This is a genomic window from Pseudonocardia sp. CA-107938, assembly GCF_050936315.1.
In the GTDB taxonomy this organism is placed as follows: Bacteria; Actinomycetota; Actinomycetes; order Mycobacteriales; family Pseudonocardiaceae; genus Pseudonocardia.
Map to the genome: position 1 here is coordinate 4,805,243 of NZ_JBNJNA010000001.1, position 19,508 is coordinate 4,824,750.

Sequence of the window (19,508 nt, forward strand, 5' to 3'; positions counted from 1 at the left end):
CCGAGAACGCATTCGTCGTCCTCTTGTCCGACGGGCACACCGGTGCCCTGATGCACGTCGACGACGCCTTCTTCAGCGCGGGGGTGTGATGGCGCCGCAGGCACGGCGGCTGGCCGGCCGGACCGCGATCGTGACCGGCGCGGCGGGCGGGATCGGGGCCGCCACGGCCGCGCTGCTGGCCGAGCACGGGGCGAACGTCGTGGTCACCGACATCGACGTCGCGCGGGGACGCGCGGTGGCGGCGGCGTGCGGGGCGGGCTTCGTCGAGCACGACGTGACCTCGGCGGACGACTGGGCGGTCACCGTCGCGGTGACGCTGGAGCGCTTCGGCGGGCTGGACGTGCTGGTCAACAACGCAGGCGGGACGTTCGGCCGGCGCGGATCACTGGAGGAGACGACGCGGGAGGACTACGACTACGTCGTAGCGGTCAACCTCACCGGGGTCTGGCTCGGCATGCAGGCCGTCATCGCGCCGATGCGGGAGCGGGGCGGCGGGTCGATCGTGAACATCTCGTCGCTGGCCGGGATGCTCGGCTTCCCCGCCATGGCGGCCTACACGGCCGCCAAGTGGGGGGTCCGCGGGCTCACCAAGTCGACCGCGACCGAGCTGGGCGCGGACCGCATCCGCGTCAACTCGATCCACCCCGGCTTCACCGCGTCGCGGGTGGAGTCCGCGGCCACCACCACGGAGGAGATCGCCACCACGGGCGGCTTCCGCGGCGCCCACGTGCCGTTGGGCCGGGCCGGTCTGGCCGAGGACCTCGCGCGTGCGGTCCTCTACCTCGCGAGCGACGACAGCAGCTACGTCACCGGTGCGGAGCTCGTCGTGGACGGCGGTGCGATGGTGAGCCCGATGGTCCCCGCCACGGTGTCGTGAGAGCGACCGACCTGGCGCTCACCGGGTTCGCGGGCAACAGCTTCGCCGTCACCGGTGGCAGCAGCGGGATCGGCCTCGCCGTGACGCGGCTGCTGGCGGGGGCCGGGGCCCGGGTCGTGGCCGGGGACCGGGACGAGGGAGCGCTGGCCGCGCTCGAGGCCACCGCCGGAGGCCTCGACATCGTCCCGGTCCACCTGGACGTCACCGACGAGTCCGGGGTGGCCGCGTTCGCCGACATCGCGGCCGCGCGCGGCGACCTCCGCGGCGCAGTCACCGCCGCCGGAGTCTCGCCGGATCGCGCCCTGCTCGAGATGCCGGTCGACGAGTGGGAGGGGGTGCTGCGGATCAACCTCACGGGCACCTTCCTGGTCACTCGCGCGATGGCTCGGGCGCTGACCGCCGTGGGCGGGGGCGCGCTCGTGACCATCGCGTCCGCCGCGCCGCACCGTGGCACGCCGGGGCTGGGGCACTACAACGCCGCCAAGGCAGGGGTGGGCGGGTTGACCCGGACGCTCGCCCGCGAGCTCGGGCCGTGCGGGGTGCGGGTCAACTCCGTCGCACCGGGGGCGGTGGACACTCCTCTCTTCCGGGCCCGGCAGGCGGCGAAGGGGCTGGCCGGCGGTCAGATCCCGCTCGGCCGGATCGGGGAGCCGGCCGACCTGGCCTGGTGCATCGCGTTCCTGCTGGCGGAGCAGAGCTCCTGGATCACCGGGCAGACCGTGCACGTCAACGGCGGCACCTTGATGCCGTGACGACGTCCTCGGCAGACCCCACCGGTGGCCGACGGCGCCTGGGCGCACTCGGCCGCAGGCTGGTGGTCGACACGCGCCCCCTGGCGGTGCCCGCGTTCCGGCGCCAGCTGCTCGGCCAGGGCACGGCGTACACCGGCTCGATGATCACCAACGTGGCCGTGGCGGTGGAGGTCTACGACCTGTCCCGGTCGACGCTCGCGGTGGGCATGGTCGGATTGGCCGGGCTGCTGCCGCTGCTGCTCTTCGGGATCTACGGCGGTTCGATCGCCGACGCCGTGGACCGGCGCACGCTCTACCTGATCGCGTCCGTGGTGGGTTGGCTGGTCACGCTCGGACTGCTCGCCCGCACGATGCTCGGCGTGGGCGGGGTGCCGACGATCCTCGGCCTCGTCGCGCTCCAGGCCGCGGCCTTCGCGCTGTCCACCGCTGTGCGCGGGGCGATCGTCCCGCGGCTGGTCGACGAGCATCTGGTCGCCTCCGCCAACACCCTGGTCTTCACGATGACCAACATCGGGATCGTGGTCGGCCCCCTGGTCGCCGGCCTCCTGGTGGTGGGAGGCCACTTCGCCGAGGCCTACGCCGTCGACGCGGTGCTGTTCACCGGCGCCCTCTACGCCGCGGTCCGGCTGCCCCGGCTGCCGCCGCTCGGCGAGACCCGCCGAGCCGGGCTGCGCGCCATCCGCGACGGCCTGGCCTACGTCCGGCTGCGCCCGGTGCTGATCATGTCCTTCGTCGTCGACCTGGTCGCCATGACCCTGGCCATGCCCAAGGCCCTCTTCCCGGCCGTCGCCGACGAGCGGTGGGGCGGGCAGGTCGGGCCGCTGTACGCCGCGATCGCCATCGGTGCCATCGGGGCAGGGATGGCGTCGGGCTGGGTCGGGCGGGTGGTCCGGCAGGGTCGGGCCCTCACACTCGCCGTCGTCGTCTGGGGGCTCGCGATCGGGCTCGCCGGTCTCGCGGGCCCGCTGTGGGTGGCCGTCGCCCTGCTGGCGCTGGCCGGAGCCGCGGACTTCGTCAGCGGGGTCTACCGGCTCACGATCCTGCAGAGCCACGGCAGCGACGAGTTCCGCGGCCGGCTCCAGGGGATCCTGGTGGTGGTCTCGGCCGGCGGCCCGCGGCTGGGCGACCTGCGGGCCGGCGCCGCCGCCGAGTTCACCGGAACGCTGCTGAGCTGGGTCGGGGGCGGCCTGCTGTGCGCCGTGCTGATCGCGCTGGCCGGCCGGCTCGTGCGGCCCTTCTGGGACTACCGCGCGCCCGTGAGCGCGGCGGCCGGTTCCGACCGCTCCGCGTCCCGACCACGATGAGGTGCTGCGAATGACTGATCAACCGGGCCGGATCATGCGCATGATCTACGGCGTCGTGGACGAGCAGGCGGCGCTCGAGGTGGCGGACTGGTTCGGCCGGCTGCTGGACATCACCGACTGGGAGCGGGTCGCGCCGACCGGCGACACCGCCGCCGAGAGCGCGCTTGTGTCGGCCTCCGCCGGGATCGAGTACCAGTTCCCGGCCGCCTCCACGGGCTTCCGCGCACTGGTCTTCGGGGTTGCCGACCTGGGCGAGACGTGCGCGCGGCTGGCGGGGCGCGGCCGCGCGGCGACGACGATCGAGGCCGCGGGCGCCGGTGGCGCCCCGGTCGCGATGGCCACGCTGCGCGAGCCTGTGGGCGGCATCGACCTGCATTTGTGCGCGCTCCCGGCGGACGCCGTCGTCGTGGGTCGCGAGGGGCGGCGGAACGTGGGCCGGATCGACCACGCGGTCTTCCTGCACGAGGGGTTCGACGAGCTGGTGCGCGCCCGGGCGGAGCTGCGGGAGGTCCTGGCCATCGAGGACTGGGACGACTACGGCACGCTGGAGAAGCAGGGCATCCGCGTGCAGGTCTCGTGGGGGAGCGGCATCGAGCTGCTGTGCCCCGTCCGTTCCGGGACGGTCTTCACGGAGATGATCGCGGAACGCGGGATGCAGCTCGCCTCCATGGTCATCGGCGTGCAGGACCTCGACGCCGCGATGGCACGGTCGGCCGAACTCGGCCGCCCGCTCACCGAGACGACGTTCGACCCCGCGCCGCCGCAGGGCCTCGTCGACCGCTTCGAGGTGAGCCGCGAGGTCCACATCGGCCCGTTCGCGGGGGAGAAGGTCGTGCTGGGCGAGTTCAAGGATCGGACCTGACGGCCGGCCCTTCGGGGGCACAGGCAGCGGGTGAATCTGAGTCACAGTGCGGGGCGACCTTCGTCGTCGACCTCGGCCCGGCTCCCGCCCAGGATCGCAACGGGCTCCCGGGGTACCGGGACCGAGCACGTGAAGGAGCGAGCGGATGAGCGACGACCCCACCACGGCGGAGGAGCGCGCCGAACGCGGCCGGGCGCTGATGGTCGACATGCTCGGCGAGGAACTGGTCGACCGCATCGCCCAGCGCAACACGATCGCCCCGAACTGGCAGCGGTGGACGACCGAGGTGCTGTTCGGCGACCTGTGGCAGGACGCCACCCTGTCGCTGAAGACCCGCAGCATGATCACGATCGCGGCGCTGCTCCCCACCACCCGCGCTCGTGAGCTGGAGAACCACATCCGCGCCGCGATCGACGCCAACGGCGTGTCGGTCGAGGAGGTGCTGGCCGTGATCCAGCACGTCGGGTTCTACGCGGGGTGGCCGTCGGTCGGCGAAGCCCTCTCCATCGTGGACCGGATCATCGCCGAGAAGACGTCGGCGGAGGTCTGAGATGACCGCACCCGCACCGCTCGCGCCGGTCACCGCCGAGCAGGCCGCTCCGCCGGTCGCCGAACTCTTCGCGGAGTTCGCCCGGACCGGGGCCGCCGTTCCGCCGGTGTACCGGATGCTGGCGCACTCTCCGCGGATGCTCCAGGCATGGCACGGCTTCGCCGCCCCGCTGCGCGCCCCCGGCGACCTGCCGGCCGACGTCAAGGAGCTCGCGATCCTGCGGGCCGCCCACGTGACGGGATCCGCGCGCCAGTGGCGCCATCACCTCCCGCCGGCCGCGGCCGCCGGGGTCACCCCGGCGCAGATCGAGGCCGTGCAGAACGATCCCGAGTCCCTCGACGGGGCGGCCGGGGCCGCCGTGGCGCTGGCCGGCGCGTTGTGCGACGGCACGGATGCCACGACCGCGCTCGCCCGCGCCCGGGAGTCGCTCGGTGACGCCCTCGCCGTCGAGGTCGTCGTGACGATCACCTACTACCGCTGCCTGGCCGGCCTGGTCGGCGCCTTCGGCCTGACGTGAGCACGCGCAGCGCGCACAGCACGGTGGCCGCAGTGCACAGCGACATCGATCTGGTCCTGACGACGACCCGCTCGGTCCGCAAGCGGATGGACCTCGACCGCCCGGTCGACCGGGACGTGGTCGAGGAGTGCCTCGACCTCGCGCTGCAGGCGCCGAGCGGGGCGAACCGGCAGGACTGGGCGTTCGTCGCCGTGGACGATCCCGCGGTGAAGGCCGGCGTATCCGCGGTCTACCGGGCGGCGTTCGTGGACCACTACGGCACCCGGTCCCGCCCGAGCGCGGCCGGCGAGCGCCTGCCGAAGGGCGTGTGGGAGTCGGCGCACCAGCTGGCCGACACGATGCACCGCGTCCCCGTCCTGATGATCCCGGTGCGGCACTCGGTTCCGCCGCAGGAGCGCGCGGGGCAGGCGTCGTGGTGGGCCTCGATCCTGCCCGCGGCGTGGAGCTTCATGCTGGCCGCGCGCTCGCGAGGTCTGGTGACCTCCTACACCGCCCGCGGCTGCGACCGCGAGCAGGAGCTGGCCGAAGTCCTCGGGCTGGAGTACCCGGGCACCACCCAGGCCGGGATCATCGCCGTCGGTCATCCCGACCACCAGGTCTTCAGGGCCGCGCGCCGGCGTCCGCTCGCCGAGGTCCTGCGCTGGAACCGGGAGGACTGCGATGGCTGAGTCGAGCGGGCCGCTGAGCGGCTACCGGATCCTCGACCTCAGCTCGGTGATCATGGGGCCGTACGCGACCCAGATCCTCGCCGACCTCGGCGCGGACGTGATCGTCGTGGAGAGCGCGACGGGCGACACGAACCGGATCATGAGCGCCGGTGCCGTCGCGGGGCTGGGCGGGATCGCGCTCAACATCTCCCGCAACAAGCGCAACGTCGCCCTGGACCTCAAGGAGCCGCAGGCGCGCGAAGCGGTGCTCAGGCTCGCCGCCACCTGCGATGCCGTGGTCACGAACCTGCGCCCGAAGTCGCTGCGGAGCCTGCGGCTGACCTACGCGGACATCGCCGAGGTCCGCCCCGACATCGTCTACTGCCAGGCCGCCGGTTTCGCCAGCGACAGCCCACGGGCGGACGACCCCGCCTACGACGACGTCATCCAGGCCGCGAGCGGTGTGGCGGACCTGTTCGGCCGGGTCATGGGCCGGCCGGGTCTCGCGCCGACGATCATGGCGGACAAGGTGTGCGGGCTGACGATCGTCTACGCCGTGCTCGCGGCCCTGCTGCAGCGCGAGCGGGACGGCCGCGGCCAGCAGATCGAGGTGCCGATGGTCGAGACCATGTCGGCCTTCATGCTGGTCGAGCACGGGGCCGACGCGGTGTCCGCGGGTGGTGCCCCCGGCTACAAGCGCATCCTCACGCCCAACCGCCGCCCCCAGGAGACCGCGGACGGCTGGATCCACATCCTCCCGTACACCTCGGCGCACTACGAGACGATCTTCTCCGTCGGTGGGCGGGACGACCTGGCAGGCGACCCGCGGTACGCGGACCTGCGGGCCTGCATCGTCAACTCGGACTTCCTCTACGAGGCCGTCCAGTCCGTCACCCCGCTGTTCACCACGGCGGAGTGGCTTCAGGTCTGCGAGCGCAACGGCATCCCGTCGACACCGGTGACCACCCTCGAGGAACTGGTCGACCGGCTGCCGGTGGCCGAGCACCCGGTCGCCGGCCCGTACCGCTCGATCCCCGCGCCGGTCCGCTTCTCGAGCGGGCCCACCACGATCCGTCGGCACGCCCCGCTGCCCGGTGAGCACACCCGCGAGGTCCTCACCGAGATCGGTCTCGACCCGGCGGTCGTCGACCGGATCGCCGGACCCGCCGCGGACCCGGAGCCCATCGACATCCCGATCTCCACCCGAGCCGACGCCACCGCTGCCGTCCTCACGAAGGAGCACTGACCGACCATGCGCCCCCAGGACTTCGACGCCTACAAGGACCGCTACGAGACCGCGACCCTGGAGCGCACCCCGGAGGGTGTGCTGACGGTGACGATCCACGAGCCGGGCAACCCGGAGCAGTCGATCGACTACGGCGCCCGGCCCATCGACTGGCACGCGCCGCTCGTCGAGTGGTCCTACCTGTTCCAGGACATCTCCCGCGATCTCGAGAACGAGGTGGTCATCGTGACCGGCGCGGGGAACCGGTTCACCGGCCACCATCGGCTCGCCCACGTCGAGGGCCACGAGGGCGTCTTCGTCCCCGACGACGAGACCGGCGCCGCCGCGGTCGGCCGCGTCCCGGCGGTGGACATCCACGACTGGGACTGGATCCGGAGCGCGGTCGCCCAGATGCAGATGAACATCCTCAACATCGAGTGCCCGGTCATCGGTGCCGTCAACGGACCCGCGCTGTCGCACGCGGACCTGGTCGTGCAGAGCGACATCGTCATCTGCACGCCGGAAACCGTGTTCGCCGACCAGCCGCACTTCGAGTCCGGCATGTTCGCGCCGGGCGACAGCGTCGCGCTCATCTGGCCGGAGCTCCTCGGGGTCAACCGAGGCCGCTACTTCCTGCTCACCGGACAGCGCATCGAAGCCAAGCAGGCCCTCGACCTGGGCGTGGTCAGCGAGATCGTCGATCGCGCGAACCTGCTGCCCCGCGCCAACGAGCTCGCCGCGATGATCCTGGAGCGACCGCGCCTCGTCCGCCGCTACGCGCGTCAGATCATGGTGCACGCGCAGCGCCAGAAGATGCTCGACCACATCGGCTACGGCCTCGCGCTCGAGGGTCTGACGGTCATGGGCCGTCGGCTGGACAGGTGACCGCGACGACGGCACGACCGGCGGCGGCGCCGTCCGCGGTGGTGGACCGGCTCGCCCTCGACGACCCCGGCCCGGCGACGCCGCAGCTGCGGGAGCTCCGCCTGCAGGCCCGCGCCTTCGCCGCGAATGCGCGGGCGGCTGGTCGCTTCGAGCCGATGTGCGACTCGTGGCACGCAGGCTGGGACCCCGACTTCAGCCGGCTGCTCGCGAAGCAGGGTTGGGTCGGCATGACGCTCCCGACCGAGTACGGGGGTGCCGGGCGCACCGCGGTCGAGCGGTACGTCGTCGTCGAGGAGCTGCTTGCGGCGGGTGCGCCGCTGGCCGCCCACTGGGCCGCCGACCGGCAGATGGGCCCGTCGATCCAGCGCCTCGGGACCGCCGCGCAGCGCGCCCGCTGGCTGCCGCCGATCGCGCGCGGCGAGTGCAGCTTCGCCATCGGGATGAGTGAGCCGGACTCGGGGTCGGACCTGGCATCGGTGCGCACCCGCGCGCAGCGCACGGACGACGGCTGGCGCCTGAACGGGGCGAAGGTCTGGGTGACCGGTGGCTACCACGCCGACGCCCTGCTCGTCCTCGCGCGCACCGCGCCGCACGATCCCGCACAGCGGCACGCCGGGCTCTCCCAGCTGCTGGTGCCGGCGAACACCCCCGGGGTCACGGTCCGGCCGATCCGCTCGCTGCTGGGCCCCCAGCACCTCGCCGAAGTGATCTTCACCGACGTCGTCCTGCCGGCCGATGCCCTGCTCGGCGTCGAGGGGCAGGGCTGGGCGCAGGTCACGGCGGAGCTGGCCGTCGAGCGCGCCGGGCCGGAGCGGTTCCTGTCCACCTTCCCGCTGGTGGAACTGGCCGTGTCGGCGGCGTGCCGCAGCGGCGACCGATCGGCGCTGGCGCTGGCGGGTGATGTGCTCGCCCAGCTCTGGACCTTGCGCCGGATGTCGTTCCGAGTGGCCGCCAGGCTCGATCGCGGCCGCTCCGCGGAGGTACCCGCAGCCCTGGTCAAAGAGCTCGGCACCCGGTTCGAGGTGGAGAGCGTGGACGTCGCCCGGCGGCTGCTGGGTGTCGAGCCGGACGCGTCGTCGGCCGACCCCGCCGCGCGCCTCCTCGGGCAGGCCCTCCGCAGCCTGCCCGCCTTCACCCTCCGAGGCGGGACGAACGAGATCCTGCGCGGGCTCATCGCGCGTGGACTGAGGACGGCATGACGACGGCATCCGACGAGCACAGCACCGCACTGCTCGAGCAGGTCACCCGCGAGATGCTCGACGACGTGGCCGGCGCCCTGGAGCCCGGCGAGATCGACCGGCCCCTCCTCCGGGTGTTCACCGAGGCGGAGCTGTTGCGCCTCGGGGTGCCGGAGGACGCAGGCGGCAGCGGCGGCGGTGTCCGCGAGGCAAGCACGGTCGTCCGGCTCGCGGCCGAGTACGCCGCGCAGGTCCCGGTCGCCGAGGGGCTGGTGGCGGCCTGGCTGCTGGCGGCCGCCGGGCTGCCGCTGCCCGACGGTGTGCTGACCTCCTCGGCGCACGTCGGGGGCGGGCCGCTGGTCGAGGGCCGGCACACCGGTCCGCTGCGCCGGGTCGCCTACGGCCGGCACGCCGACCACGTGGTCGCCCTGCTCCCGACGGAGGACGGCCACGCCGTCGTCGACGCTCCCGTGGCCGGGGCCGAGGTGGTCCACGGCGCGGATCTCGCCGGGGAGCCGCGCGACGAGATCACCCCGGTCCGCGTGCGGGTCACCCCGGTGAGCGAGGCCGTCGCGCGCCGAGCCCTGCTGCTGGCCCGGCTGCACGCTGCGTCGACCATCGCCGGCGCCGCGTCCCGGGCGACCGCGCTCGCCGTGCGGCACGCCGGGGAGCGGGTGCAGTTCGGCCGGCCGCTGGCCGCGTTCCAGGCCATCCAGCAGCAGCTGGCCCAGGCAGCGGCGGAGGCGGCAGCCGCGCGGTGCGCGGCCGCGGAGGCCGTCGTCGCCGTCGCCGCCGTTGACGAGGACGCCGAGCATGGCGGTGATCTCGTGCTCGCCGAGCTCGCCGTCTCCGCGGCCAAGCTGCGGTGCAACCGAGCGGCCGGGCTCGTCTCGGCGGTCACGCACCAGGTGCACGGGGCGATCGGCGTCACCCTCGAGCACGCGCTGCACCGCAGCACGACCCTGATGCTGGCGCGACGTGACGAGCTGGGCGCGGACGTCGATCTGGGGGCGGCGCTCGTCGGCGCGGTGGCCCGGCGGATCGCGGCGTCCCCCGAGTCCGGGCTCTGGCCGGCGCTGGCGGGATGAGGCAGACGGGATGAGCGGGATGACGGATGCGGGTCTGCGCTACGCGGTGGACGGTGCGATCGCCACGATCACGCTGGACCGCCCGGAGCGCAAGAACGCGTTCACCCTGGACACGATCGACGCCTGGGTGGACGCGCTGCACGCGGCAGCGGCGGACGACGGGGTTCGGGTCGTGGTGCTCGCGGCCACGGGCGACGTCTTCTGCGCGGGGATCGACCTGGACGCGTTCGCCGAGGTCGAGCCCACGCCGCTGGCGCGCAAGGAGGTGCTGACCAGGCGCATCCACCGGGTCGCCCTCGCGCTCGACGAGCTGGACAAGCCGACGATCGCCGCGGTCAACGGGGCGGCCGTCGGTGCGGGCATGGACATGGCGCTGCTGTGCGACATGCGGATCGCCGCCCGCTCGGCGCGGTTCTGCGAGGCCTACATCAAGGTCGGGCTGGTCCCCGGCGACGGCGGCGCGTGGCTCCTGCCCCGCCTCGTCGGACCGGGCAAGGCGATGGAGCTGCTGCTCACCGGCGCCTGGGTCGACTCGGCGGAGGCCGAGCGGCTCGGCATCGTCAACACCGTCGTCGAGGACGCGGACCTCCCCGCGGCCACCGCGGGCCTCGCCGCGCGGATCGCCGGCGCGCCGCCGGTGCAGGTCGCCATGATCCGCAGGCTCGTCCGCCAGTCCGGCTCGATCGACCTGCGCACCCACTTCGACCTGGTGTCCTCGCACGCCGGCATCGTCGGGGCGATCAACGACGCCGCCCGGGACGCCCGGTCCTGAGGCTCCGGCAGCCTGCAGGGGTCAGCCGTCGAGCCGCTTCTGGCACTCCAGGAGGAACTCGATCACGTCCGCGTTGAACTCCGCGGCGTTCTCGATGTGCGGCAGGTGCCCGCAGTCGTCGTACACGCGCAGCCGCGAGTCCGGGATGCGGGCGGCGATCTCGTCGGCGTAGCCGGGTTCCCGCAGCTTGTCGTCGGCGCCGGCGATGACGAGCGTCGGCACCCTGATGTTCTCGTACGGGGTCCGGTCGGGCTGGCCGATGGCCTGTCGCGGTGGCGTCAGCGGCGAGCGGAACCGCGCGGCCGCGGTCGCCTCCCACTGACCGGGCCGGATGCTCGACTCGTAGCGCCGGCGGATGTACTCCTCGTCGGCGGCCCACTTCGGGTCGTGGAAGAACACCTCGACCAGGCGGCGCATGGCCTCGGGAGTGCACTCGTAGTCCACGGTCGCGGCCCGCGCCTCGTTGGCGGGGACGAAGCCGCCGCCGGCGGACAGCACCATGGCCTGGATCGGCAGGACGGGGTCGTCGGTGGCGGCGATGCGGGAGAGCACGCTGCCGCCCATCGAGCTGCCCACGAAGAAGGCGGCCGGGACGTCGATGGTCTCGAGGAAGCGGGCCATGTGCCGGAAGCGCCGGCCGCTGCCGGTCTCGAAGTCGTAGATCTTGTCCGTGCCGCCGAAGCCCAGCCAGTCCGGTGCGATCACGTGGAAGTGCTGCGCGAGCGCGTCGATCGTGTACTCCCACGAGAGCTCGCCGCAGGCGCCGTACTCGCCGCTGTGCAGCAGGACGACGGGGTGCCCGGAGCCGGCCTCGAGGTAGTGGGTGCGGATGTCGTCGACCCGGACGTACCGGGAGCGGACAGCGGCGGACATGATGCTCACGATCGATCTCCTCGTCGACGGGCGTGTCAGCGTCGTCCGCACGCCTCCCGCGCGACAGGACGGATGTCGCCGGCCGCTGTGACTCCGATACCTGTCCGGGTACCTGTCCGGCGGATGCGGGGGAGCAGGTAACTCAGCTCACTTCGGCCCGTGACGCCGGTCGTAGCCCCTGCCCGGCGCGACCGCGACCATCGTCGGCGTCGTCGCCAGCAGCGACGTCGACCACTCTCGTCAGCTCTGACGTTCGCGGCGCGCCCGTGACGTCGTGAAAGGGGCCATCGTGCACAGCGATCGCCGAAAGCTCCGGGCCTGGGGCGCAGAGGTCACGATCGCGGACACCGGCTCGACCGCGGACCCGACTCCGCCGGTCGTCGTGCTGCACGGCGAGGAGGGCCCCGACACCGTTCGCGCCCTCGTCGACCGGCTGTCCGAGTCGAGCCGCGTGCTCACGATCACCCACCCCGGCTTCGACCGTCGAGGGCGGGTGCCCGGGGTGGATCGCCCTCAGGAGCTCGCGTACCTGTACCTCGACCTGCTCGACGACCTCGGCATCGTCGAGTGCTCCCTGGTCGGCGCCTCGCTGGGGGCATGGGTCGCGCTCGAGGCCGCGGTCATGGAGCCGCGCCGGTTCACCTCGCTGACGGTGATCTCGCCGGTGGGGGCGAAGTTCAACGGACGCACCGACCGCAGCTTCGCCGAGGTGCTGGTGGCCGCACCCGACACCATCCGCGACACCCTCTACGCCGACGGCGAGCTCGACCCCTGGCGGGGACGGATGTCCACCGAGGACGTCATCGAGCGCGCGGAGTACCGCGAGTCGTTCATGCACTACGTGTGGGAGCCCTACCTGCACAACCCGCGCCTGCCCGGGCTCCTGCCCCGGATCACCGCCCCGGTGCTGGTCATCGCCGGGGACGAGGACGGGCTCGTCGACCAGGACTACTACGAGTCGCTCGCGAACTGCTTCCCGGACGCGCAGCTGGAGCGGGTGGCGGGCGCCGGCCACTACCCGGAGATCGAGAAGCCGACCGAGACCGCCGAGCTGATCACCAAGTTCTCGGCCGGCAACGCCCCGGCGTTGGCGGCCACCGCCGGAAGGGACACCCAGTAGTGCAGACCTGGTATTTCAGCGAGTGCCCGTACCCGGCCCTGCCGGATCCCGACACCTACGACTCGATCAGGGTCTCGCTGCCCAACAAGAACTTCGACCCGGTCGTCGGCGCCGGGTTGTACGACATGTACCTCGACCTGTGGCAGCAGGCCGACGAGCAGGGCCTGAACGTGATGACGAACGAGCACCACGCGACGGCGACCTGCATCGTGCCGGCCACCCCGCTGATGGCGGCGATCCTCGCGCGCACCACGAAGAAGGCCCGCATCCTGATCCTGGGCAACCCGATCGCCAACCGGCGGGATCCGCTGCGCATCGCCGAGGAGATGGCGATGATCGACGTGCTGTCCAAGGGACGGCTCGAGGTGGGGTTCGTCCGCGGCGTGCCGTTCGAGGTGCTGCCGGCCAACAGCCGGCCGACGGGCATGCACGAGCGCATGTGGGAGGCCCACGACCTGATCCTCAAGGCCTGGGACGAGCACGAGGGACCGTTCTCGTGGGAGGGGACCTGGCACCACCGGTACGTCAACATCTGGCCGCGGCCCTACCAGCAGCCGCGGCCGCCGGTCTGGGTGACCGGGACGAGCCCGAGCAGCATCCCGCCGATCGCGCAGCGCGGGCACACCATGGCGTGCTTCGTCACCGGCTGGGACATGACCAAGAAGCTCTACGACAGCTACCGCGAGACCTACACGGCGACGAACGGCGTGGAGTGCCCGGCGGACCGGCTGGCCTACGGGGTGCAGGTGTTCGTGGGCGAGACCGAGGCCCAGGCGCGGGTGGGGGCGGAGAAGCTGCGCTGGTACTTCGACGCGAACAAGGTGCCTCCGTACCTCGCGCAGCCGCCGGGGTACACCGCACCTGCGCGGCTGGCGATGATCGGCACGTCGACGGCGCCGGTGCCGCAGGCCCGGCAGGCCAAGAACCAGAGCCTGGACTGGATGATCGAGAAGGGCGTGCTCTTCGCGGGCACCCCGGACCAGGTCGTCGACCAGATCCGGCGCTTCCACGACGCGGTCGGCGGCTTCGGCCACATCCTGATGATGGGCCACGCCGGACCGATGGGGTTCAAGGAGACCTCGCGGAGTCTCGAGCTCTACGCCACGGAGGTGGCCCCCCGCCTGGGGGAGCTCGCCTCGGTCTGAATCGTGCCGTCGCCGGACCGCGGGAAGCACGGTCCGGCGACGTGCCCCACGTCCGCGTGCTGGGTCAGGATCGGCGGAAGGATGCTGGACATGCGTCTCGCCCAGGGACAGGATCCTCGTGTCGGCACGGTGGAACGCAACCGGCCGACGAACGGCAGTGGAAGGGGCGCGATGGCAGCGGGCACCCTGCACGAGCAGGACTCGGGTGTGCGGGCTGCGTGGAACGACAGCTTCCTGGGGCAGTTGCCGGGCAGCGATCTGCGCAGCGAGCTGCTGGCGGAGTCGGTCGTCTCGACGTTCGCCGCGGGTCATCTGGTGCACGAGACCGACTACCAGTGGCTCACCGAGCCGCACCCGGTGAGCCTCGTGGTCGAGGGTGTCTTCCGCGGTTACCTGCGGAGCCCGAGCGGTCGGCAGGCGACGTTGCAGTACATGCGACCGGGTGATGTCTGGGGCCTGGTCCGGACCTTGAGCGAGAGCCCCGCCTTCGAGCAGCGGCTGATGTTCCAGGCGCTCGTGCCCTCCCGGGTGCTGATGATCCGCGGCTCCCGCTTCATGAGCGCGGTCCAGGCCAACCCGTCGGTGGCCCTGGCGCTTGCACGGGAGCTGTGCCGAGTGGTCATGCTCCGCACGAGCGCGCTGGAGGCCAGCGTCTTCGCCGACACCTCCACCCGGATCGCGCAGCACATCTCGCAGCTGGCGGTGAAGGACCCGGGGACCGGGCTGCCCACAGTCTGGCTGTCCCAGCAGGAGCTGGCCGATGCCGTCGGCACCGTGCGCGAGGTCGTCACCCGGATCATCGCCCAGTTCCGCTCCCGGGGCATCGTCCGCTACTCCGGGCGAAAGCTGGAGATCCTGGATGCGACCGCGCTCGGCCACGAGGCCGAGATCGAATGAGCGATCACTCGTGACCCGGGTGGGCCGCGGGGCACCTGATGAAAGCGATCGACGTCCACGGCCACTGCGTGCCGCGTGTGTTCCTCTCCGAGATCGCCGGGACCCGTGCCTTCGGCACCGCAGTGGAGCAGGTCGGCGGCAGCTGGATCGTGCAGCTGCCGGGCGCGCCGGCGCTGCGGCCGATCGCCGGCGTGATGCTCGACGGGCCGGAGCGGATCGACTGGATGGCGGACCAGGGGCTCGCGCACCAGATCGTGGCCCCGTGGCTGGACGTGCAGGGCCAGGAGCTGCCCGCCCCGCTCGGGCGGGACTGGGCAGCTCTGCTCAACGACGCGCTCGCGACATCCGTCGGGGACTCGGACGGGTTGCTCTCCGCCCACGCGACCGTTCACCTGGGCGATGCGGAGGCCGCGGCGACTGAGCTGCGGCGCGCCGTCACGCAGCTCGGCATGCGCGGGGTCATGATTCCCTGCTCGCCTCCCGGCGTCCCCCTGTCCGATCCCGCCAGAGATCCGCTCTGGGCGGCGGCGACCGATCTCGGCACCCCGGTCGTCCTGCACGCGACGACCTCGTCCGGCGCGGCCGGCCTGCTGGCCGGGCACCCGGCGCTGCGCGGGCTCTACGCGCGCAACATCGAGACCACCCTGGTGACGGCGGAGCTGCTGGTGACCGGGGTGCTGGACCGCTTCCCGGACCTGCGCCTCGTCGCCGTCCACGGCGGCGGCATGCTGCCGTACCAGGCGGGACGCTTCGCCCAGGACCACCCGCGCCGGGGCGAGCGCCCGGTGCCGGAGCTCCTGCGGGCCCTCTACTACGACACGGTCCTGATGACCGCACCCGCGCTGCGCTTCCTGCACCAGGTCGTCGGGCCGAACCGGATCATGCTCGGGTCCGACTTCGGGGCCACGGCACGCGAACGGGCCGGCGTCCGGGTGGCCGCAGCGGTGGAGGAGTCCGCCGGCTCGCCGGCCGAGCTCGAGGCCGTCCTCGCCGGCACCGCGCGCTCCGTCTTCACCGCCCGTCCGGTGTGAGCCGGGATCGGACGGGCCGACCCACGTCCGCCCGCAAGGCAACCTAGCTCACCCGGCGGGGCGACCGCGGTCCTCGGCGGGATCCTGCCACGGGACCACGCTTGTCCGGGACAGGGGACGGACCGGCGCGATCCGCGGTTCCACCGACCCGCCCCCGATCGGTGACGTGAGAACGGGGTGGGGACATGGACGCCAACAACGCGGTCGTGGAGTTCCTGAGGGAGCCGGGACCGGTGGATCGCGCGCTCGACGAGCTGCGCGCGGGCCGCCCGGTCCTCGTCGTCGACGACGAGGACCGGGAGAACGAGGCCGATCTGATCCTGGCGGCCGAGCTCGCCACGCCCGAGACCATCGCCTTCGTGATCCGGCACACCAGCGGGCTGATCTGCGTGGCCGTGCCCGACGAGCGGGCGGACCAGCTGGACCTGCCGTTGATGGTCGAGCACGGCGAGGACCCGCGGCAGACCGCGTTCACGGTGTCGGTGGACCTGCGCGTCGGCATCACGACCGGCGTCTCGGCGGCGGACCGCGCTGCCACGGTGCGGGCACTGGCCGATCCGGGAACGCAGCCGTCGGACCTCGTGCGACCCGGCCACGTCTTCCCGCTGCGTGCCCGCCCCGGCGGCGTGCTCAAGCGCGCCGGCCACACGGAGAGCGCGGTCGACCTGTGCCGGCTCGCCGGCCTGTCTCCCGCGGGCGTGCTGGCCGAGGTCACCAACGACGACGGCACCATGACCTGCGGCGCGGACGTGCGGCGGTTCGCCGACGAGCACGGGTTGGTGCTCCTGAGCGTCGCCGACCTCGTCCGGTACCGGTCGGAGAGCCTGGTGCGGCGGGCCGCCGAGGGGCGCATCCCGACCGACCACGGCGAGTTCACCGCCGTCACCTACGTGTCCGAGCTCGACGGCATCGAGCACGTGGCGCTCGTGTTGGGCGACGTGGACCAGCGGCTCGGCGGCGGTGCACCCGTACCGGTCCGGGTGCACTCGGAGTGCCTCACCGGCGACGTCTTCGGTTCGCGCCGCTGCGACTGCGGCGAGCAGCTCGACGTGGCGCTCGCCCGCATCGGGAAGGCTGGCCGCGGAGTCGTGGTCTACCTGCGCGGGCACGAGGGCCGCGGGATCGGCCTGAGCCACAAGCTGCGCGCCTACCGGCTGCAGGACACCGGCCTCGACACCGTGGACGCCAATCTCGCCCTGGGCGTGCCCGCCGACTCGCGCGAGTACGGCATCGGTGCGCTCATCCTGCGAGACCTCGGGGTCCAGGATGTCCGGCTCATGACGAACAACCCCGCCAAGTACCGGGGGCTGGCCGGACACGGCATCCGCATCGCGGCCCGCGAACCGATCGTCACCACGCCCAACCCGGAGAACGTGTCCTACCTCGAGACCAAGCGCCGGCGCTTCGGTCACCAGCTGGACGAGGCCGAGGCTCGCTGAGCCGCACCGGTGCGGCGAGGTCACTCGATCCGGCCGGACAGCAGCATGTGCCCTGCCTCCACCGGCACCGGGATGCCGGTGACGTAACGGGCGAGGTCGCTGGACAGCCAGAGCGAGGCGTCGGCGATCGCCTCGGGCGGCAGCCAGCCGGACTCCGCCAGCGGCGCGAACTTGCGGCCGATCTCGGCGCGGTGCTCGAGCGTGCCGCCGGGATGGCCGGCCATCATGTCCAGCGCGCCCTGCCACTTGTTCTGGGGCGTGTCGATGATGCCGGGCATGATCGCGTTGACCCGGATGCCGCAGGGGCCCAGCTCGAGCGCGCCCGCCCGCATCAGGCCGATCACCCCGTGCTTGGCCGCGGTGTAGTGGGCGTAGTTCGGGCCCGGCTCCTCACCGTTGATGGAGGAGATGAGCACCATCGATCCGGACCGGCGCTCCATCATGTGCGGCATCAGGGCCTTCATCGAGCGCCACACGCCGGTCAGGTTGACATCGAGCAGGACGGTCCACTGCTCGTCGCTGAGGTCCCAGATGTTGCCGACGCTGAGGATGCCGGCGTTCGCGACCAGCGCGTCGATCTGGCCGAACTCGGCGATGCCGCGTGCCACGACCTCGTCGAGCTGACCTTGGTCGCGGACGTCCGCGATCGCGGTGAGGACCTTGCCGCCGGCGCTGCGGACGAGCTCCGCCGTCTTCTCCAGACCGCCGTCGTCCGGCGGGCCGTAGCCGTTGGACTCGACGCCCTTCTCGATGTCGAAGACGACGACGTTCGCGCCCTCCTCGGCGAACCGGACGGCGTGCGCCCGGCCGATGCCACTCGCAGCGCCGGTGATCAGCGCGGTCTTCCCGTCAACCAGACTCACGATCTCTCCTGTCGTGGTGTGTGCCGAACCGCCGGATTACCACTCGACGAACAATCGCTGGGCCGCGCGCTGGGTGGCGCTCGGGACGATCCGGAACCCGTCGTGCGCGGCCAGCCGCAGGGTCGGGAGGCGCGTGGCCAGCACCTCCAACGCGATGCGGCCCTCGAGGCGCGCCAACCCGGCGCCGACGCAGGTGTGGATGCCGCGACCGAAGGCCAAGTGGGCGGCGACGTTGGGCCGGCTCGGATCGAACCTCGCCGGCTCGGGGAACACCTCGCCGTCCGCGTTGGCGGAGCCGAGGACGACCGAGACCCGTTCCCCTGCCCGGATCGTCGCGCCGCCGAGCTCGACGTCGGTGCGGGCCTCCCGCCAGAGCGACAGGACCGGGCCGTCGATGCGCAGGCTCTCCTCCAGCTGTGCGGTGGTCGGGTGCGGGTCGGCCACCAGGGCTTCCCATTGGCGCCGGTCGGACAGCAACCGGCGCAGGGCGAGGGTGAGCCAGTGCGCAGTGGTCTCGTGCCCGGCGGTGAGCAGGGACGTGACCTGGGAGGCGAGCTGGTCCTCGGTGAGCGGGTCGTCGCCGGCGTCGGAGTCCGCGACCATCCACGAGAGCAGGTCCTGCCCCGGGTCGCGCCGGCGTTCGGCGACCAGGGCCGTGCAGTAGCGGTGGTAGTCGTGCTGGGCGCGGGCGGCGACGAGCTGCTCCTGCGGCGCCAGCTTCCCGTAGCGCAGCGCGAGCCGCTGGTTCGCCCAGCCCTTGACCTTCTCCTGGTCCGATTCCGGCATGCCGAGCAAGCGGAAGATCACCAGCAGCGGGTAGCGGTAGGCGAAGGCGGCGTAGAAGTCCGCGTGCCCGGCGGGGACCATCCGGTCGACGAGCGAATCGGCGATCGCCCGGACGTCGGGTTCGAGGGTGGCCACCCGGCGTGGGGTGAAGCTGGGCTGCAGGTAGCGCCGCAGCTTGGTGTGGACCGGTGGCGAGGACGCGAGCGGGTTGGTCTCCGCCAGCGGCGGGAGCGCGTCGAGCAGGCGGTCGGCCTCGGGGCACGTCTCGGCGAACATCTTGCGCGACACCACGGACCCGAAGGTCGCTGGATCTCGCAGCACCGCAACGACGTCGGCGTTGCGGGTGATCACCCACGCGTCGAGCACAGGGCTGCGGAACACCGGCATCTCCGCTCGGGCGAGCTCCCAGACGGGGTGCGGATCGATGAGCTGGGCGCCGGAGAACGGGTCGTACCCGTCGGGGAGCTCGACGGGACACTTCTGCGCGGAGACCATGGGCTCCTGCCATGTGTGCGGGGACACGAACTCCGGCCACTGTGCTGAGCGTCGGTCGCGCCGGGCAATGACGCAGGTAGCCGCCGGATGCGACCCAGGTCACCGCGAGTGTGCGTTCGGTTCTAGATCGTGCCGTGGTGGCTGCCTAGTGTCGATGCCGATCCGTGGTCGACGCGGCACTGCTCGACGGGGAGGAGGGTCC

20 protein-coding genes are annotated in these 19,508 nt (G+C 72.7%); 17 read left to right on the forward strand and 3 right to left on the reverse strand.

Annotation, left to right across the window (positions count from 1 at the left end; genetic code table 11):
* Positions 1–88 precede the first annotated feature (88 nt).
* The 12 genes from ACQEVB_RS23810 (at position 89) to ACQEVB_RS23865 (ending at position 10,657) form a co-directional block, all read left to right on the forward strand.
* Positions 89–877: a glucose 1-dehydrogenase gene (locus ACQEVB_RS23810; protein WP_432975004.1), complete on the forward strand. Its 789-nt coding sequence runs from the start codon at positions 89–91 to the stop codon at positions 875–877.
* On the forward strand, positions 874–1,629 hold the full coding sequence (locus tag ACQEVB_RS23815) for an SDR family NAD(P)-dependent oxidoreductase (protein WP_432975006.1): 756 nt from the start codon (positions 874–876) through the stop codon (positions 1,627–1,629). Before ACQEVB_RS23810 ends, ACQEVB_RS23815 begins: the two co-directional genes overlap by 4 nt.
* Complete coding sequence (locus ACQEVB_RS23820) at positions 1,626–2,933, forward strand: MFS transporter (protein WP_432975008.1); 1,308 nt, start codon at positions 1,626–1,628, stop codon at positions 2,931–2,933. The genes ACQEVB_RS23815 and ACQEVB_RS23820 overlap by 4 nt, the downstream gene beginning before the upstream one ends.
* Before the next feature lie 10 nt (positions 2,934–2,943).
* Positions 2,944–3,795, forward strand: a complete 852-nt coding sequence (locus ACQEVB_RS23825; protein WP_432975010.1) for a hypothetical protein — start codon at positions 2,944–2,946, stop codon at positions 3,793–3,795.
* Between the two features lie 145 nt (positions 3,796–3,940).
* Complete coding sequence (locus ACQEVB_RS23830) at positions 3,941–4,345, forward strand: carboxymuconolactone decarboxylase family protein (protein WP_432975012.1); 405 nt, start codon at positions 3,941–3,943, stop codon at positions 4,343–4,345.
* A 1-nt stretch (position 4,346) separates the two neighbouring features.
* On the forward strand, positions 4,347–4,862 hold the full coding sequence (locus ACQEVB_RS23835; protein ID WP_432975014.1) for a carboxymuconolactone decarboxylase family protein: 516 nt from the start codon (positions 4,347–4,349) through the stop codon (positions 4,860–4,862).
* Between the two features lie 32 nt (positions 4,863–4,894).
* Entirely contained in the window at positions 4,895–5,530 is a 636-nt protein-coding gene (locus ACQEVB_RS23840) for a nitroreductase family protein (RefSeq protein WP_432975016.1), read from the forward strand.
* Positions 5,523–6,755 (forward strand): CaiB/BaiF CoA transferase family protein, encoded by a 1,233-nt coding sequence (locus ACQEVB_RS23845; protein WP_432975018.1) that lies wholly within the window; start codon positions 5,523–5,525, stop codon positions 6,753–6,755. The genes ACQEVB_RS23840 and ACQEVB_RS23845 overlap by 8 nt, the downstream gene beginning before the upstream one ends.
* Before the next feature lie 6 nt (positions 6,756–6,761).
* Positions 6,762–7,619, forward strand: a complete 858-nt coding sequence (locus ACQEVB_RS23850; protein WP_432975020.1) for an enoyl-CoA hydratase/isomerase family protein — start codon at positions 6,762–6,764, stop codon at positions 7,617–7,619.
* Complete coding sequence (locus ACQEVB_RS23855; RefSeq protein ID WP_432975022.1) at positions 7,616–8,818, forward strand: acyl-CoA dehydrogenase family protein; 1,203 nt, start codon at positions 7,616–7,618, stop codon at positions 8,816–8,818. Before ACQEVB_RS23850 ends, ACQEVB_RS23855 begins: the two co-directional genes overlap by 4 nt.
* Complete coding sequence (locus tag ACQEVB_RS23860) at positions 8,815–9,885, forward strand: acyl-CoA dehydrogenase family protein (protein WP_432975024.1); 1,071 nt, start codon at positions 8,815–8,817, stop codon at positions 9,883–9,885. Before ACQEVB_RS23855 ends, ACQEVB_RS23860 begins: the two co-directional genes overlap by 4 nt.
* Positions 9,886–9,895: 10 nt before the next feature.
* A complete protein-coding gene (locus tag ACQEVB_RS23865) occupies positions 9,896–10,657 on the forward strand; it encodes an enoyl-CoA hydratase/isomerase family protein (RefSeq protein WP_432975027.1) in 762 nt (253 codons plus the stop codon).
* 21 nt (positions 10,658–10,678) lie between these two features.
* On the opposite strand, the gene ACQEVB_RS23870 is transcribed toward ACQEVB_RS23865, so the two are convergent.
* Entirely contained in the window at positions 10,679–11,530 is an 852-nt protein-coding gene (locus ACQEVB_RS23870; RefSeq protein ID WP_432980528.1) for an alpha/beta fold hydrolase, read from the reverse strand.
* A 289-nt stretch (positions 11,531–11,819) separates the two neighbouring features.
* On the opposite strand from ACQEVB_RS23870, the gene ACQEVB_RS23875 reads away from it, so the two are divergent.
* The 5 genes from ACQEVB_RS23875 (at position 11,820) to ACQEVB_RS23895 (ending at position 17,162) form a co-directional block, all read left to right on the forward strand.
* The gene (locus ACQEVB_RS23875; RefSeq protein WP_432975030.1) at positions 11,820–12,650 is read left to right on the forward strand and encodes an alpha/beta fold hydrolase; all 831 of its coding nucleotides are present in this window, start codon (positions 11,820–11,822) and stop codon (positions 12,648–12,650) included.
* On the forward strand, positions 12,650–13,795 hold the full coding sequence (locus tag ACQEVB_RS23880; protein ID WP_432975033.1) for an LLM class flavin-dependent oxidoreductase: 1,146 nt from the start codon (positions 12,650–12,652) through the stop codon (positions 13,793–13,795). The genes ACQEVB_RS23875 and ACQEVB_RS23880 overlap by 1 nt, the downstream gene beginning before the upstream one ends.
* A 171-nt stretch (positions 13,796–13,966) precedes the next feature.
* Positions 13,967–14,692, forward strand: a complete 726-nt coding sequence (locus ACQEVB_RS23885) for a Crp/Fnr family transcriptional regulator (protein WP_432975036.1) — start codon at positions 13,967–13,969, stop codon at positions 14,690–14,692.
* 38 nt (positions 14,693–14,730) lie between these two features.
* Positions 14,731–15,723 (forward strand): amidohydrolase family protein, encoded by a 993-nt coding sequence (locus ACQEVB_RS23890; RefSeq protein ID WP_432975039.1) that lies wholly within the window; start codon positions 14,731–14,733, stop codon positions 15,721–15,723.
* 185 nt (positions 15,724–15,908) lie between these two features.
* Positions 15,909–17,162, forward strand: a complete 1,254-nt coding sequence (locus ACQEVB_RS23895) for a bifunctional 3,4-dihydroxy-2-butanone-4-phosphate synthase/GTP cyclohydrolase II (RefSeq protein WP_432975042.1) — start codon at positions 15,909–15,911, stop codon at positions 17,160–17,162.
* Positions 17,163–17,182: 20 nt separating this feature from the next.
* Here ACQEVB_RS23895 and ACQEVB_RS23900 read toward each other — a convergent pair whose 3' ends face one another.
* Together ACQEVB_RS23900 and ACQEVB_RS23905 are read right to left on the reverse strand one after the other, a co-directional pair.
* A complete protein-coding gene (locus tag ACQEVB_RS23900; protein ID WP_432975045.1) occupies positions 17,183–18,025 on the reverse strand; it encodes a mycofactocin-coupled SDR family oxidoreductase in 843 nt (280 codons plus the stop codon).
* Between the two features lie 36 nt (positions 18,026–18,061).
* Complete coding sequence (locus ACQEVB_RS23905) at positions 18,062–19,306, reverse strand: cytochrome P450 (RefSeq protein WP_432975048.1); 1,245 nt, start codon at positions 19,304–19,306, stop codon at positions 18,062–18,064.
* Between the last annotated feature and the right edge of the window lie 202 nt (positions 19,307–19,508).

Coding starts and splice junctions, on each gene's coding strand:
- ACQEVB_RS23860 (WP_432975024.1), top strand. CDS start 8,815: ATGACGACGGCATCCGACGAGCACAGCACCGCACTGCTCGAGCAGGTC.
- ACQEVB_RS23825 (WP_432975010.1), top strand. CDS start 2,944: ATGACTGATCAACCGGGCCGGATCATGCGCATGATCTACGGCGTCGTG.
- ACQEVB_RS23810 (WP_432975004.1), top strand. CDS start 89: ATGGCGCCGCAGGCACGGCGGCTGGCCGGCCGGACCGCGATCGTGACC.
- ACQEVB_RS23835 (WP_432975014.1), top strand. CDS start 4,347: ATGACCGCACCCGCACCGCTCGCGCCGGTCACCGCCGAGCAGGCCGCT.
- ACQEVB_RS23905 (WP_432975048.1), bottom strand. CDS start 19,306: ATGGTCTCCGCGCAGAAGTGTCCCGTCGAGCTCCCCGACGGGTACGAC.
- ACQEVB_RS23895 (WP_432975042.1), top strand. CDS start 15,909: ATGGACGCCAACAACGCGGTCGTGGAGTTCCTGAGGGAGCCGGGACCG.
- ACQEVB_RS23890 (WP_432975039.1), top strand. CDS start 14,731: ATGAAAGCGATCGACGTCCACGGCCACTGCGTGCCGCGTGTGTTCCTC.
- ACQEVB_RS23870 (WP_432980528.1), bottom strand. CDS start 11,530: ATGTCCGCCGCTGTCCGCTCCCGGTACGTCCGGGTCGACGACATCCGC.
- ACQEVB_RS23850 (WP_432975020.1), top strand. CDS start 6,762: ATGCGCCCCCAGGACTTCGACGCCTACAAGGACCGCTACGAGACCGCG.
- ACQEVB_RS23885 (WP_432975036.1), top strand. CDS start 13,967: ATGGCAGCGGGCACCCTGCACGAGCAGGACTCGGGTGTGCGGGCTGCG.
- ACQEVB_RS23845 (WP_432975018.1), top strand. CDS start 5,523: ATGGCTGAGTCGAGCGGGCCGCTGAGCGGCTACCGGATCCTCGACCTC.
- ACQEVB_RS23865 (WP_432975027.1), top strand. CDS start 9,896: ATGAGCGGGATGACGGATGCGGGTCTGCGCTACGCGGTGGACGGTGCG.
- ACQEVB_RS23830 (WP_432975012.1), top strand. CDS start 3,941: ATGAGCGACGACCCCACCACGGCGGAGGAGCGCGCCGAACGCGGCCGG.